Annotated in this window: 14 protein-coding genes; 7 read left to right on the top strand and 7 right to left on the bottom strand. The window is 65.3% G+C overall.

Features of this window, described 5'->3' with window-relative positions:
• The first annotated feature begins 87 nt into the window (after positions 1–87).
• The 6 genes from rlmD to QUW00_RS01995 all read left to right on the top strand — a co-directional run bounded on the left by rlmD (position 88) and on the right by QUW00_RS01995 (position 6,980).
• On the top strand, positions 88–1,401 hold the full coding sequence (gene rlmD / locus QUW00_RS02020; RefSeq protein WP_289612731.1) for a 23S rRNA (uracil(1939)-C(5))-methyltransferase RlmD: 1,314 nt from the start codon (positions 88–90) through the stop codon (positions 1,399–1,401).
• A gap of 136 nt (positions 1,402–1,537) precedes the next feature.
• Positions 1,538–2,083 (top strand): DJ-1 family glyoxalase III, encoded by a 546-nt coding sequence (locus QUW00_RS02015; RefSeq protein ID WP_289612730.1) that lies wholly within the window; start codon positions 1,538–1,540, stop codon positions 2,081–2,083.
• 18 nt (positions 2,084–2,101) lie between these two features.
• Positions 2,102–2,698, top strand: a complete 597-nt coding sequence (locus QUW00_RS02010; protein WP_289612729.1) for a Maf family protein — start codon at positions 2,102–2,104, stop codon at positions 2,696–2,698.
• A gap of 30 nt (positions 2,699–2,728) precedes the next feature.
• The gene (locus tag QUW00_RS02005; RefSeq protein WP_289612728.1) at positions 2,729–3,730 is read left to right on the top strand and encodes a P1 family peptidase; all 1,002 of its coding nucleotides are present in this window, start codon (positions 2,729–2,731) and stop codon (positions 3,728–3,730) included.
• A 220-nt stretch (positions 3,731–3,950) separates the two neighbouring features.
• On the top strand, positions 3,951–5,420 hold the full coding sequence (locus tag QUW00_RS02000) for a basic amino acid/polyamine antiporter (RefSeq protein ID WP_289612727.1): 1,470 nt from the start codon (positions 3,951–3,953) through the stop codon (positions 5,418–5,420).
• Positions 5,421–5,585: 165 nt separating this feature from the next.
• Positions 5,586–6,980, top strand: coding sequence for a serpin family protein (locus QUW00_RS01995; RefSeq protein WP_289612726.1), 1,395 nt, complete (start codon positions 5,586–5,588; stop codon positions 6,978–6,980).
• Between the two features lie 372 nt (positions 6,981–7,352).
• On the opposite strand, the gene QUW00_RS01990 is transcribed toward QUW00_RS01995, so the two are convergent.
• Both QUW00_RS01990 and glf read right to left on the bottom strand, forming a co-directional pair.
• Positions 7,353–8,399, bottom strand: a complete 1,047-nt coding sequence (locus QUW00_RS01990) for a glycosyltransferase family 2 protein (protein WP_289612725.1) — start codon at positions 8,397–8,399, stop codon at positions 7,353–7,355.
• Positions 8,392–9,594 (bottom strand): UDP-galactopyranose mutase, encoded by a 1,203-nt coding sequence (glf, locus tag QUW00_RS01985; protein ID WP_289612724.1) that lies wholly within the window; start codon positions 9,592–9,594, stop codon positions 8,392–8,394. Before glf ends, QUW00_RS01990 begins: the two co-directional genes overlap by 8 nt.
• Before the next feature lie 163 nt (positions 9,595–9,757).
• On the opposite strand from glf, the gene pta reads away from it, so the two are divergent.
• Entirely contained in the window at positions 9,758–10,744 is a 987-nt protein-coding gene (gene pta / locus QUW00_RS01980) for a phosphate acetyltransferase (protein WP_289612723.1), read from the top strand.
• Positions 10,745–11,041: 297 nt separating this feature from the next.
• Here pta and QUW00_RS01975 read toward each other — a convergent pair whose 3' ends face one another.
• The 5 genes from QUW00_RS01975 to QUW00_RS01955 form a co-directional block, all read right to left on the bottom strand.
• Positions 11,042–12,208, bottom strand: a complete 1,167-nt coding sequence (locus QUW00_RS01975; RefSeq protein WP_289612722.1) for an acetate/propionate family kinase — start codon at positions 12,206–12,208, stop codon at positions 11,042–11,044.
• A gap of 169 nt (positions 12,209–12,377) precedes the next feature.
• On the bottom strand, positions 12,378–12,713 hold the full coding sequence (locus QUW00_RS01970) for a histidine triad nucleotide-binding protein (RefSeq protein ID WP_289612721.1): 336 nt from the start codon (positions 12,711–12,713) through the stop codon (positions 12,378–12,380).
• Between the two features lie 102 nt (positions 12,714–12,815).
• Complete coding sequence (gene xseB / locus QUW00_RS01965; RefSeq protein ID WP_289612720.1) at positions 12,816–13,082, bottom strand: exodeoxyribonuclease VII small subunit; 267 nt, start codon at positions 13,080–13,082, stop codon at positions 12,816–12,818.
• 53 nt (positions 13,083–13,135) lie between these two features.
• A complete protein-coding gene (xseA, locus tag QUW00_RS01960; protein ID WP_289612719.1) occupies positions 13,136–14,524 on the bottom strand; it encodes an exodeoxyribonuclease VII large subunit in 1,389 nt (462 codons plus the stop codon).
• Between the two features lie 75 nt (positions 14,525–14,599).
• Positions 14,600–15,298, bottom strand: a complete 699-nt coding sequence (locus QUW00_RS01955; protein WP_289612718.1) for a zinc metallopeptidase — start codon at positions 15,296–15,298, stop codon at positions 14,600–14,602.
• Positions 15,299–15,385: the final 87 nt, after the last annotated feature.

Below are 15,385 nucleotides of genomic sequence, written 5' to 3'. Positions count from 1 at the left end.
TTTCGTGCGCACGGCACCCGGAGCGCTCCCACGGTCCGCAAGACGCTACACTGATGCGGTACGAAACCCCGACGAGGAGAGCACCGGATGAAGCTGACCATCGAAAGCATGACCTACGGCACGGATGGAATCGCCCGCACCGAGCAGGGCAAGGCGGTGTTCGTCGCGGGCGCCGTCGTCGGCGATGTCGTCGAGGCGGAAACGGTCTCGACGGGCGCGTCGTTCGACCGCGCGCGCGTCACCGAAATACTCGAGCCCTCCCCCTCCCGCATCCAGCCCCCCTGCCCCTTTTCCGCGGTGTGCGGCGGGTGCCCCTGGGCATCGCTGTCGATGGATGCCCAGCGGGCGGCAAAGGAGGAGAACCTCCGCTCGGTGCTCAGGCGCATCGGACGCATCTCCGATGAGCGAATCGCCGAGATGGTCCGCCCCATCCGCCACGCGAAGGACGCCTGGGGCTACCGCAACAAGATCGAGCTCGCTCCCGTCCACCAAAACGGACGGTTCGCCCTCGGCATGCACGGCGTCGACCCCGAGCGCATCGTCAAGGTCGACGCATGCCCCCTGTTCGAGAAGAAATTCCCCAAGGTCGTCAAGGCGCTCTGCGGGGCCCTCTCCTATCTGGGCAACTCCCGCGACCTGGGTATCGAGCGCGTCGGGATCCGTGCGAGTCGCCGGACCCGGGCGCTCGAGGTCGCTCTGTGGACCCCCACCGGCGGATTTCCTCGCTCGCAGGTGGCGCGTGTCCTCCAGGACGCCGTGAAGCCGACAAGCGTCGTGCGCGTCATGTCGAAGGGCGATCGCCGCGCCCGTCGGGTCGCAGGCGTCGAGGCCCTCTTTGGTGAGGGCTCGTGGACCGAGAAGCTCGGCAGCGAGCAGATGCGCCTGTCGGCGCCCTCGTTTTTCCAGGTCAACACCGCGGGCGCCGAGATTTTGCTCGAGCTGGTGCTCGAGGCGCTCGACCCGCGCGAAGACGACGTCGCCATCGACCTGTACAGCGGCGCCGGCACCTTTACCCTGCCGCTGGCGCGCCGCTGCGCCTACGTGGCGGCAGTCGAGGCCTACGGACCGGCCGTCCGCGACCTGAGGCGCAACGCCGAGATCGCCCAGCTCGACAACATCGACGTCATCGGGGGCGATGCGGTGCGCGAGTTTCCCGACGAAGATGCCGACGTTCTCGTCGTCGATCCGCCGCGTGCCGGACTCGAACCCGCAGCGATCGACCTCATCGCATCGACCAGCGCACGCGATGTGGCATATGTGTCGTGCGACCCGGCGACCCTTGCGCGCGACCTGCGCCGTTTTGAGGACGAGGGGACGTTTACGACCGTCTCGGCGACCCCCGTCGACCTGTTCCCGCAAAGCTACCACTGCGAGACCGTCGTCCACCTCACCCGCGTGTAGGAAACACCGCTCAGGCACGTGAAAGAGGACCACGCATCGCGGGAGCTACCCGACAAAGTGGCACACCCCCTTCGTCAGGAAGCCGCGCGTGGGTATAAGGCTTGTGATGCACCCCCTCTTGTCGAAAGGAACCCCCATGTCAGCCGTTGCCGTGCTCGCCGCCGATGGATTCGAGACCATCGAGTGCCTGACTACGATCGATGTCCTGAGGAGGGGCGGCGTGCGCGCGACGCTCGTGTCGATCATGCCCACGCGAGACGTCGTCACCGCCCAGCAGGTCTCCATTACCTGCGACTGCACGTTCGATGAGGTCGACTTCTCCGAATACGACTACCTCGTGCTGCCCGGCGGGATGCCCGGCACCAAGAACCTGCGCGCCGACGAGCGGGTCTGCGAGCTCGTCAGCGAGTTCGCCGCGACCAAGCATGTGGCCGCCATCTGCGCCGCCCCGTCGATCCTCGGCGAACTCGGACTGCTCGTGGGGCGTCGCGCCACCTGCTTCCCCGGCTTCGAGGGGAGCTTCCCGGAGGGCACCTTCGCCGGCGAGAAGACCGTCGTCGTCGATGGAAACATCATCACCGCCTCCGCCATGGGGCAAGCGCTCCCCTTCGCCCTCGCCGTGCTCGGCGATATCGCCGGCGACGTCGCCGTCGAGAAGGTCCGCGAGGGCATCCAGCTGTAGAAAGGACCGAATCACCGCATGATTCTCGCCTCCCAGTCGCCTCGCCGCATCGAGCTCATGCGCGAGGCGGGCTATGACTTCCGCATCGAGCCCGCGGACATCGACGAGACCCCGCGCGCCCACGAGACGCCCTTCGAGCTCGTCGAGCGGCTCGCCGCATCCAAGGCATCCGCCGTCGCGCACGCCTCGGCACGCGACGGGGAGCTCGTCGTCGCCGCGGACACCATCGTCGCGATCGACGGCCAGCTGCTCGGTAAACCCACCGACGCCGCTGAGGCCCGCGCGATGCTCGAGCATCTGTCCGGGCGCACCCACCAGGTTGCCACCGGCGTCTGCATCGCCCGCGGCGGCGCGGAGGCATCAGACGATGCGCGCGCCTTCGTCACGGTGACCGACGTGGAGTTCTACCCCCTCTCCGACGACCAGATCGATGCCTATATCGCCACCGGCGAGCCGTTCGACAAGGCGGGTGCCTACGGCATCCAAGGCGTCGGCGGGCGCATGCTCGTGCGCCGCATCGACGGCGACTTCTACAACGTCGTCGGCCTTCCCATAGCCCGCGTGGCACGCGAGCTCGATGCGTTTGGGCACCGCGAAGACGCGCGGGCGCGCTGACGGCTCCACGAAGCGAAAGGACGACCTACCATGGGTTCGCTCAATCCGATCTTTATCACCGATATCGCAGGCTTCTCCTTCGGCCACACGACCGATCGCGAGGCGGCGACGGGCTGTACCGTCATCGTCGCGGCGGAGGGGGCAACCGGCGGCGTGGACGTCCGCGGCGGCGCGCCGGCGTCGCGCGAGACCGACCTGCTGCGGCCGGAGAACACCGTCGAGCAGGTCCACGCCGTGTGCCTGTCCGGCGGCTCGGCGTTCGGACTGGAAGCGGCATCAGGCGTTGCGCGGGAGCTTGAGGCGCGCGGCATCGGGCTCGACGTCGGCCCCACCCGCGTTCCGATCGTCTGCTCCAGTTGCCTGTTCGACCTCGCGTTCGGCGACGCGCACACGCGCCCGGGGCTGGATGCGGGCATCGCGGCGGTGCGCGCCGCACTCGATGGCGACGGATACCCGCTCGAGGAGGGCAGCGTCGGCGCGGGGACGGGTGCCACCGTCGGCAAGCTGCTGGGCGCCGAGCGCGCCATGAAGGGCGGCCTCGGTGCGCGCGCGTACGAACTCGGTGCCCTGCGCGTCGGCGCCGTCGCCGCCGTCAACGCCTGCGGCAACGTGGTCGACCCGCGCACCCTCGCGCCGATCGCCGGGGCGCGCGACGCGGCGGACGGCTCGACTATCGTGGACATCGAGGAGGGCATGCTTGCGTCCGGTGCCGGGCTGGCCATGCCGCTCGACCGCACGAACACCACCATCTCGTGCATCGTCACCAACGCGCGGCTCACGAAGGCCCAGGCGACCAAGGTCGCTCAGATCGCCGCCGACGCATACGCCCACGTCATCCGTCCGACGCACACCACGAACGACGGGGACACGATCTACGTGCTCGCCTCCGGGACGATCGGCGACGACGCCCCCGACTACCCCCTCGACCTGATCGCCCTCGTCGCGACGCGCGCCCTCGAGGCCGCACTTGTCGCCGGCTGCACGGAAGCCGAAGGACTGCACGGCCTGCCCGCTCACCGCGACTTGAGCTGATTGCGCGGCGGTCGGCGCATACCGGCGGGCGACGCCGGCGAGCATCCTTCGTGCGACTGCCCGCTGGCGTCGCCCGCCCTGCCGTAAAGGGAATTCTCGGGTGTTCTCTGTACAAAAATATGCACAATGTGGCACAGGGCGCGTAAACATGCAGCGCATAAGAACCTGCCTGCATGCATGACGTGTTTGCTTTTATTCACAAGAGCTCAAGGAGCTACCCATGTCGCAGGACACGAGCACCGCCCCATCCGCCACGAACGCCAAGAAGGGCATCGGGCTATTCGGCCTGATCTCCCTTGTGGTCAGCTCGTCGATCGGCTCGGGCGTGTTCGCCCTGTCGACCGACATCTCCGCCGCCGCAGCGCCCGGCCCGGCGCTCATCGCATGGGCCATCAGCGGCATCGGCTTCATGGCGCTCGCCACGTCCTTCGGTCGCCTCTCCATCGTGCGCCCCGACCTCAACGGCATCGTCGCCTATGCGAAAGAGGGATTCGGGCCGTTCGTGGGCTTCGTCTCGGGGTGGGGATACTGGCTGTCCATCTGGATCGGCAACGTCGCGTTCGGTGTGATGCTTGCCACCGCCATCGGCTATTTCTTCCCGCCGTTTTCCGGTCCTTTGACCGTCGGGGCGGTCGCCTTCATCTCGGTGCTCAACTGGATCATCATCCTGTTGGTCAACCGCGGCGTCGAGGAGGCCTCGGTCATCAACGCCATCGTCATGGCCTGCAAGCTCATCCCCATCTTCACCTTCATCGTGACGATGGCGATTCTGTTCGACCCTGCCCTGTTCACCGCGGATTTCTGGGGCAACGTCGCCAACAACCTGGGCGGCGAGCGGGCACCGGGCAGCGTCACCATCCAGATCATCAACTGCTTCATGGTCATGATGTGGGTGTTCGTGGGCATGGAGGGCGCAAGCGTGCTCGGCCACCGCGCGCGCAAGAAAAGCGACGTCTCGCGCGCGACCATCCTGGGCTGCACCGCACTCGTGATCATCTATGTCGCCGCCTCGGTGCTGCCCTACGGCTACCTGTCGCGCGAGGAGCTCATGGCCCTCGACTCCCCGTCCATGCCCTACATCTTCCAGCATGCGGTGGGATCGTGGGGTGGCGCGTTCATCTCCGCCGGCCTCATCGTCTCCATCTTCGGAGCCTGGCTGTCCTATACCATCCTGGCATCCGAGGCCATGCACGAGATGGCGCAGATGCAGCTGCTGCCGCGCATCTTCGCCCGCCTCAACACCTTTGGCGCCCCCACCGCCTGCCTCATCACGACCGGCGCGATGATTCAGGTGCTCTCCATCGTCATGCTGTTCTCGGAAGCCGCCTACCAGTTTGCCTACTCGCTGTGCACCGCCTCGATCGTCATCTCGTGGGGCCTTGCGGCGGCATACATGGCGCGCTATGCATGGACGTGCCGTCAGGAGGGACAACAGGGCATGCTGGGCTCGTTTTTGCTCGGAGCCTTCGCGACCGCGTTCCTCGTGGTCGCCATCACGCTGTCGGGAATCTACCAGCTCATGCTGTGCTGCATCGCCTACGTGCCGGGCATCGTGTTCTACGCCCATGCGCGCCGCGAATACGGCGAGACGATCATCCTGACCGGACGCGAGAAGATCATCGCCATCGTCATCGCCGTGGCCGCTATCGCCGCCGTCGTCATGCTTGTCACAGGAGCCATCACCATCTAGCGTGCCGTCATGCAGAGGACGGAGCTTCAGCCGCCTTGGCGCGCGCCGCACCCGCCCGATGAAACGACCTGCCCGTCCACCTCGTATAGCGAATAAGACGAGCGGCCGCCCGAGCGCACCCGATGTCGGGCAGGCCCCGTCGAAGGCTCGAACCGAGGAGGCGCCATGGACTCCCAGCAACAGCGCAATCGATCGCATCTCGCCAGGGCCCTGCTGTTCGCAGGAGCTCTGGTCGTCCTCACCGCAGGCATCCTTCTACTGCAGAGATTCGGACAGCAGGCGGGTCCCGCTCGCCCCGGCCTCACGGCGAGAGAACTGACGACGGCCGCGGCGGCGCAATCCCCCGCTGCTGACACCTCCAACGACGAGCAGGGCGCTCACGCCCTCACCGAGCTCGCCATCGAACTGCTGAAGGAAAACGAAGCGGTGAAAACGGGCCGAAGCGCTCTCGTCTCACCGCTTTCGGTCGCCGAAGCGCTCGCCATGACCGCAAACGGCGCACAAGGATCGACCCGCCAGCAGATGGAGACGATACTCGGCCTCGACGTCGCCTCCCTCAACGAGTACCTGAACGCACAGCGCGCGGGCCTGCCCGGTTTAGATGAGCAAGATGGCGACCCGTCCGTACGTATCTCCAATTCCATCTGGCTGCGCTACATGCCCGAGCTGACCGTGGAGACCCCGTTTCTCCAGACCGCAGAAACATGGTATGGCGCCTCGATCTTCAGCGCCCCCTTCGATACGACGACAGCCCGTGATATCAACGAATGGGTGCGTTACGAAACCGATGGCATGCTCGATCAGCTGCTCGACGAGCGCGAAGCGTTGCCCGACGAGGCTATGGTCTATCTCGTGAACGCCCTTGCGTTTGAGGGCGCATGGGAGACCCCCTACGACGATGCGCTCGTCTCGACAGCGCCGTTTACCTGTGAAGATGGGACGCAGCATGACGTCGAGCTGATGTATAGCTTCGAGGGCACCTACTTTGAGGCGGACCTTGCAAGCGGTCGTGTCGCCGTCGACGACCAACAGCCGCTTGCCGTCGACGATGCCAACCGCATCACGGGATTTCTCAAGCGCTACCAAGGCGGATCGTTCGCCTTCGTGGCGCTGCTGCCGCCTGAGGGGATATCCATCGCCGATTTCGTCGAGCGGCTTTCCGGGACGACGCTCGCGTCGATACTCGACGCTCCCCGCTCGAACCCGGTCGACGCCTACCTGCCGAGCTTCAGCTACGATTACCGGACCGACCTGGCCAAACAGCTGGAATCCTTGGGAATGGCCGAGGCGTTCGACCCTGTGCGCGCGAACTTTGGCGGCATAAGCACAACGGTCCCGCTCTACCTCTCGAGCGTGATCCATCAGGCCCATATCGATGTCGATCGCGAGGGCACGAGCGCTGCGGCGGCGACCGTCGTCGAGATGAGGGCAGGGGCATCCGGCCCCGCGCAACAAGCCGAGGTAAAGACCGTACGCCTTGACCGCCCCTTTATCTACCTCATCGTGGACACGCGCACGAGCACGCCGCTGTTTCTCGGCACGTATCTGGGCGACGCGTAGCGATTCCATCGTCTTGTGCGGTTCGTTTTCGTCCTCGTGGTCACGAGAGGACGATTCCTGCAACATGACGGCCCGTTCTTGGCGGCACCAAGCCGAATAAAGGCTCCTTGACCGGAAGACGATATATAAGATGATGCGTCAGGCAGACCTTCCGACCTCGAAGAGCGGAAGGCTCTTCTCAAGACCCCTTCCGAGCGGTAAGAGATGACAGGAATCGGCTCCCCGTGACCACATGAGCGAAAACGAACCGGACATGGCGGCGCTACGGAGCTTGCGACACGCCGCTCGTGGTCGCAGCGCCCCAAACGGACATCGCCGGGGTCGCGGCGTAAGCCGCGACCCCGGCGATGCGATCGGCTGAACGCCGTGCGATCAGTTGAACTTGAAGATCTTGCTCGCCAGATGATACAAGCCGATGGTCGTCTTCTCGCCGACGCGGCTGGGCAGGTTCGTGCCGACACCCATCAGGCCGTAGCGCGCATGACGGTACATCTGCTCATCGTAGGCCTTAAGATCGGCCCAAAGATCGTGCAGCCACGTCTTCGCCTCGGGATTGTCGGACAGCTTGGAGAACACCGAGCAGATGGACATCATCATCGTGAAGTAGTGCATCATGTACGAGCGCAGACGAACCGGTTCGACGTCATCGTACAGGTGATAGGCCTCCATCATGATGCGCGTGATGCGGAACTGCTGGTCCAAGCGCTTGACCATCGTGGCCTCGTTGACGCTTTGGCCCTCGCGGCCGATGAAGTAGCGGTACAGGTCGACATCGGCGTAGTACAGCGTCTTGCAGCGCGGAAGCGGCACATACGCGTAGATGTTGTCCACGTAGAACGTATGCGCGGGCAGCGGCAGGTCGGCCGAGCGCAGGACGTCGGTGCGGTAGCACAGGCTGTGCATGAGCAGGTTCTGGTCAGGACGGAAACGGCCCACTTCGTCCCAGGTAAACACGCGCTTGCGCGGAAGGGCGCTGCGGTACCCGATCGCCGTGTGCGTGCCCTCATGCACCTTCTCGTACACGTAGTTCGAGATGAAGAGGTCCACGCGCGTCCCGCGCTCCTCGAACCCGCGCAGGATGGTCAGCATCGTGGAGAGCGCCGACGCGTCGAGCCAGTCATCGGAATCGACGACCTTGTAGTAGGTCCCGCGCGCCTCGCGCAGACCGGACAGAACGGCGATGCCGTGACCGCCGTTCTCCTGGTGGACGGCGCGGACGATGCCGGGATAGCGAGCCTCCCACTCGTCGGCCTTGGCCGGCGTGTCGTCCACGCTGCCGTCATCGACGATGATGATCTCGATATCCGACGCATAGCCGGAACCTTCGAGGATGGATGTGATGCAGCGATCCATATCGGCAGCCGCGTTATACGACGGAATGCCGAAGGTCACCACTTTGTGCGCAGCAGAATCAACCATGACAGGAAATGATCTCATCGGACAGGGTGAGCGCGGAGTCCGTCACGGCATCCATGTCGTAGTAGCGGTACTCGGCCAGGCGGCCCACCGGATGGAAGTTGGTGAGGTTGACCACGCGGTCGAGATAGCGCTCGTACAGGGCGCGGTTCTCGGGATCGAGAATCGCGTAATACGGCGTCTGCCCGCTGCCGGGCTCGTAGGCGTGGCTGTACTCTTTCATGATCGTGGTCTTGCCGGGAACGACCTGACCGGTCATGTTCTTAAACTCGGTGATACGGGTAAAGTCCTCACTCGTGGTGTAGTTCACCGTGCCCACGGGCTGGAACTGGTCCATATCGTAGGTCTCGAACTTCATGTCGAGCGTGCGGTACGGCAAGGCGCCCAGATCGAGGCCGAACAGCTCATCGAGCGGACCGGTGTAGACGATCTCGCCGCCGTACACCTTGCCGCAGACCGAGACCGTGGTCTCCCCGATCTCGAAGATGTCGCGGGCGTCGACATCCAGAAACACGTCGATCAGGTCGTGATCGAGCATGTTCTCGAACAGGCGGGTGTAGCCCTCGGCGGGCATGCCCTGATAGGGCGCCTGCGGGAAGTAGCGGTCGTCATCGCCGACGAAGATGGGCACGCGCCCGGTGACCGAGGGATCGATCTGGTCGGGCGTCTGGCCCCACTGCTTCATCGTGTAATGGAGGAAGACGTTCTCGTACACGTAGTCCGCGACCTCGGCGAGCTCGGGGTCGTTCTTGGCGCGAAGCTCCATGATGGGAACCTTCTTGCCCTCCCCGAACGTGTCGACGAGCTTACGGTAGAGCTGCTCGCCGCGCTGCTCGCCGAACGCCAGCAAAAGGCTTTTGTGGTTGAAGGGCACCGGCATGAGCGTGCCGTGGATGTTTGCCAGAACCTTGTGCTGGTAGTCGGTCCACTCGGTGAAACGCGACAGGAAATTGTGCACGCGCTCGTTGAAGGTGTGGTAGATATGCGGGCCGTACTCGTGGATGAGGATGCCGTTATCGTCGAGGCAATCGTAGGCGTTGCCGGCGATGTGGCTGCGGCGCTCGAGCACGGCGACGCGGAAGCCCGAGGTCTCGGCGAGGCGACGGGCGCAGACGGCTCCCGCATAACCCGCTCCGACGACGATCATATCGTACCGATCGGGGTTGAACGACTCTGGTAGACCGGACGTGGCCTGCATCGAAACTCCTTTTTCGGGTCCCTATAACAAAACACACACGCGGCACAGCTCCGCGACAAAATGTTTTATGGATTATAGCGCGCAAATCCTATAATGAAGCCTGCCACACAAGGAATGCTCAACACGTGCATGCACGCGTCGAGCCGACGTCTTGAGGAGAATCATGAGCGATTTCCTGAACCGTATGAAGGCCGCGGCAAAGGCCGACAAGAAGACGATCGTCCTGCCCGAGGGCGAGGATCCGCGCACCATCGAGGCTGCCAAGAAGATCGTCGAGGAGGACCTCGCCAATCTCGTCATCCTTGGCAACCCCGACGAGATCGACATCGAGGGCGTCACCGTCATCGATCCGACCAGTCCCGACGCGCCCAAGCATGAGGAGTACGCGCAGAAGTTCGCCGAGCTCCGCGCCAAGAAGGGCGTCACCATCGAGCAGGCCCGCGCCCAGGTCATGGATGCCACCTACTACGGCACCATGATGGTCAAGATGGGCGACGCCGACGGCCTGGTCTCCGGCGCCTGCCACTCCACCGCCAACACCCTGCGCCCGGCGCTGCAGATCCTGAAGACCGCCCCGGGCACCAAGCTCGTCTCTGCCTTCATGGTCATGTGCACCAAGACCCCGGAGTTCGGTGTCGACGGCACCCTCGTGTTCGCCGACTGCGGCCTGAACATCGACCCGACTTCTGATGAGCTGTCCGAGATCGCCATCGCGTCGGCCAACTCCTTCAAGACCTTCATGGGCGACGTCGAGCCCAAGGTCGCCATGCTCTCCTACTCCACCATGGGCTCCGCCGGCGGCGACACCGCCAAGAAGGTCCAGGAGGCCACCGCGTTCGCCAAGGAGAAGGCGCCCGAGCTCGCCGTCGACGGCGACCTGCAGCTTGACGCCGCTATCGTGCCGAGCGTCGCTGCGCTGAAGGCCCCCGAGTCCAAGGTCGCCGGCCACGCCAACGTGCTCGTGTTCCCCAACCTCGAGTGCGGCAACATCGGCTACAAGCTCGTCCAGCGCTTCGGCCAGGCCGAGGCCTATGGCCCCATCCTGCAGGGCATCGCCAAGCCGGTGAACGACCTGTCCCGCGGCTGCTCCGCTGACGACATCGTGGGCGTCGTCGCCATCACCGCCGTCCAGGCCCAGATGGCCGAGTAGCCTCCGCACTGCTCCGACCCGATCGGAAGCCCCGGGAGGTCCCGCCCGCGCGTCCTCGCCGCTTCGCGGTTGCAGGATTGCGCGCTGAGGGAACCTCCCGGGGCTTTTTGCGTTTGCACAGTTGACGCGAGACGCTCGGCTAGCTGCGGGGATGCAAGGCCGGGCGGGCGAGCTTGCCTATCACATGATTCGAATCGACCCCGGCTCCCCCATGAGCTGGTCGCACAGCAAAAAGCGCCCCTCGCGGCACCGTGTCCGCGAGGGGCGCTTCAGCGACGGTCATCCGCGCTTGGCGAATTAGCCCAGCAGCTCCTCGACGTCGAGGGCGATCATGAGCTCCTCGTTGGTGGGAACCACGAGAACCGTGATCGCAGAGTCGGGCGTGGAGATGACGCGCGGCTCGTCGGAGCGAATCTTGTTGAGCTCGGGGTCGATCTTGACGCCCATCCAAGCGAGGCGGTCGGCCACACCGGCACGCATGGTGACGGAGTTCTCGCCGATGCCAGCGGTGAAGGCCATGGTGTCCACGCCCTCCATGGACGCAGCCATCTCGGCGAACAGCTGGGAGGTGCGATAGTAGAACATATCCATGGCCATCTGGCAGTTGGCGTCGCCGGCGTTGGCGCCCTCCTCGATATCACGGGAGTCGGAGGACTTGGCGGAGACGGCCAGCAGGCCGGACTGCTTGTTCATCATGGTGTCGATCTCGTCGATGCTCATGCCGGCGACACGGTTGAGGTAGAACACAGTGGCGGGGTCGACGGTGCCGCAGCGGGTGCCCATGATCAGGCCGTCGAGCGGGGTCAGGCCCATGGTGGTGTCCATGCACTTGCCGTCCTCGATGGCGCACAGGGAGGCGCCGGAGCCCAGGTGGCAGGAGACGAGCTTATGGGTCTTGTCGCCCATCACCTCGTGCACGGTGCGCCAGATGAAGCGGTGGCTGGTGCCGTGGGCGCCGTACTTGCGCACGTGGTACTTGTCGACGATGTCGCGCGGGATGGCATAGCGCCAGGCCTGCTCGGGCATGTTGTAGTGGAACGCGGTGTCCGGCACGATGACATTGCCGAGCTCGGGGAACATGTCGCGGCAGATCTCGATGACGTCGGCCTCGGCGTAGTTGTGCAGCGGCGCCAGCGGGGCGACCTCGCGGACCCAACCGAGGGTCTCGTCAGTCACGACCGCGGACTCGGGGAAGTACCAACCGCCCTGAACGACGCGGTGGCCGATGCCCTCGATGGGCTGATCGACGGTCTTCAGGATCTCGAAGACGTGCGAGATGGCCGTCTTGTGGTCGGGCAGAGCGACCTCGAGCTTGCTCTTGACGCCATTCTCCTCATGGCCGATGAAGGAACCGTCGATGCCGATGCGCTCGCAGTTACCCTTGGCGAAGACCTCGCGGGTGTCGGTGTTGAGCAGCTGGTACTTAAGGCTGGAGCTGCCTGCGTTGACAACGAGAACGTTCATGGATCTCCCATCTCATGGATTCTGTCCCCCGGTATGACCCGACGGATTCACAACAACGTTTATCATACGCCCAATCATGCCGGGACGGAATAAAAGAACCACCGACAGGACAATTTCGGGTACCCGAACCCCTGGCATATGCAATTGGGACGTTATGCAGAACAACCCCCTACAGGAGGTTTTCACCCAGATCCGTGCCGCCCAGCACGTGCATATGGAAATGCATGACCGTCTGGCCTGCCGCCGCACCGGTGTTGGCGATGACGCGGAACCCTTCGGTCAGGCCCTTCGCGCGCGCCACCTCGTCGATCGCATGGGTCATGGCGGCAAGCGTCTCGGCGGGAACGCCGTCGACGATGTTCGCGTAATGACGCTTGGGAATGACGAGCGTGTGCACCGGCGCCTGAGGATTCAGGTCATCGAAGGCGATAACTTGGTCGTCCTCGTACACGACGGTCGAAGGGATCTCGTGAGCGGCGATCTTGCAGAAAATGCAGTCGTCCATGGTGTTCTCTCCTTCTCGAGCGGCAACGGGGCGAAGCGGGCCGCCGCGCCCCGAGGCGCGAACCGCGCAGACGCGACGAGGCCGAGCCCCGTATGCCATGTCCTACAGGTTCAGGGTATCAGAGGTGTCAGCGGCCTCGCCGGGAACGAGCCGGTCGGTGCCGTCCACGTCCTTGAGCAGCACGCTCACCTTCTGCTCGGCGTCCTCGAGTCGCGCGCGCAGGCTGCGCAGCAGCTCCACGCCGCGCGTGTAGCTCTCGAGCGATTCCTCGAGCTCCATGTCACCCGATTCGAGGTTGCGGATGATGAGCTCGAGCTCGGTCGACGCCTCTTTGTAGGTGAGGTCCTCGACGGGTTTGCGATCGGCCATGGCATTCTCCTTACCGTAGAGCATCTTGACTGACGAATGTCGAAACGAAGGTCCTAGGAATCATCGACCGCGACGCCCGTGACCTCGGCGCTCACCGTGCCGTCGGCGAAACGCACGCGCACGTCGTCACCGACGGCAAAGCGCGCGGCGCTCGTCTCCACGCCGTCTGCGCCATAGGCGATGGAATAGCCGCGCGAGAGCACCTTGAGGGGCGACAGGGCGTCGAGCGACGCCGCGCGCGCGGCGAGCTCGCCCTTCCTGCTTGCCACGAGCGCTCTCCCCTGCTGGGAGATGCGCGCGCCGGCCATCTCGAGCCGATGGCGCTTCGCGGCGAACCCGGAGGTGCTCGCGGCGAGGCGCTCTGCCGTCTGCTCGAGGTCCGCCATCCTGCGCTCGACCATCCATGAGGGGTCGGCCAGGCAGGGGCGGGCCGCGGCGGCGGCAAGCGAGAGCTCGAACCGCTCGATCAGCGTGCGCCATGCCCGCGCCGAGCGCTCCTGCGCGCCGTCCAGCGCATCGACGCGGGAACGCAGCGAACCGGACAGCGCGGTGGCCATACGGCGCTCGCGCGCGTCGAGCACATCCACAAGATCGCCCATGGCGGGCGCCACGGACTCGGCGGCGGCGGTCGGCGTCGAGCAGCGCCGATCGCTCACCATGTCGCAGATCGAGTTGTCGGGCTCGTGTCCGATACCCGTGACGACCGGCACGGGACAGGCCGCGACAGCGCGGGCGAGCGCCTCGTCGTTGAAGGTCATGAGGTCCTCGAACGACCCGCCGCCGCGCACGAGCAGGATGCAGTCGGGCGCGGGATCGAGCGCGGCGGCGCGCTCGAGGCCCTCGATCAGCTCGGCGGGAGCGCCCTCGCCTTGCACCTTCGAACCGACGCAGACGATCTCGACGAGCGGGTTGCGACGGCGCAGGGTGCGCTTGACGTCATCGATCACCGCGCCCGACAGGGAGGTGACCACCGCCACGCGCGTGCAGAACACCGGGATGTGCCGCTTTCGGGACGCATCCATGAGCCCTTCGCGCCTGAGCTTCTCGGCAAGCGCGGCGACCTGCTGGCGCAGCAGGCCCTCGCCCGCAAGCGAGAAGGAGCGGGCGACGAAGCTCATGCGCCCGGTAGCCTTGTACAAGTTGAAGCTGCCCGTCAGGTGCACCTGCATCCCGTCGCGCAGATCGAAGGAGCGCTTGGCGTAACTCCCCCGCCAGATGATGCAGTCGACCGCGCAGGAATCGTCCTTAATCTGGAAGTAGCAGTGGCCGCTGCGGGCGTTGGGCCCGCGGAAACCCGTCACCTCGCCGAGGACCACGAGCTGCGGCAGGGCCTCGAGCGCGCCGGCCGCGAGCTCGACGGCCTGCGACACCGACAGCGCATCGTCAGCGCCCGCGACGCGGGCGGCACCGTCCGCCCGACCCGTCAGATTCCAACCGGACACGCAGGCCTCCTTACCCTCTCGACGACAACGTGACCACTGTAGCGCACCGCGCGGACACGCGGTGCGCACGCAACCCTACTCGTCTCGGCCCGTGCGCCCCAGCAGGTACACGAGCTGCAGAATCGAGGTGAGCGCGGCGGCGACGTAGGTGAGCGCGGCGGCGGTCAGCACCTTGCGGGCGCCGCGGACGTTGACCTCGCTCATGCCGGACGCCTGGATGTAGGCGACTGCACGACGGCTCGCATCGATCTCGACGGGCAGCGTCACCACCTGGAACAGAACGGAGAACGCGAACAGGATGATCGCCAGGGTCGTGAGACCGGCGATGTTCATCGCAACGCCGAGGATGAACACGATCATCCACAGGCTCTGGGAGAGGTTGACGACGGGCACGAGCGCGGTACGGACGCGCATCATGGCGTATCCCTGCTCGCGCTGGGCGGCATGGCCCGCTTCGTGACAGGCCACCGCCACGCTCGCGACCGAGCCTCCGACAAGATTGTCGCGGGACAGATAGAGGTTGTTGTCGCGAGGATCATAGTGATCGGTCAGATGACCCGCGACGCTTTTTATCCCGACGCGGGAGCAACCGTTGGCATCGAGCATCCGGCGCGCGACATCGGCGCCGGAAGCACCGTCGGAGGGCACTTTGGACCACGTGCGGTACGTGGAGTTGATATAGCTTTGCGTGGCCAGACCGAGCACGAGCGACACGACGACCAGCAGCAGGTAGGACGGATCGAGCGCATATCCGAAACCGTAGTAGGGAAACATGTTCACTCCTTTATCGACGGCGCCCCGTCAGCGCCGATACGACATCTTGTACCCACCTTGCACCGGCGCGTCGGGCGCCGTGTGCGC

Origin of the sequence: Collinsella tanakaei, assembly GCF_030373545.1 — a bacterium.
GTDB classification, from domain to species: domain Bacteria; phylum Actinomycetota; class Coriobacteriia; order Coriobacteriales; family Coriobacteriaceae; genus Collinsella; species Collinsella tanakaei_C.
This window is presented reverse-complemented; position numbering and strand designations above follow the sequence as displayed.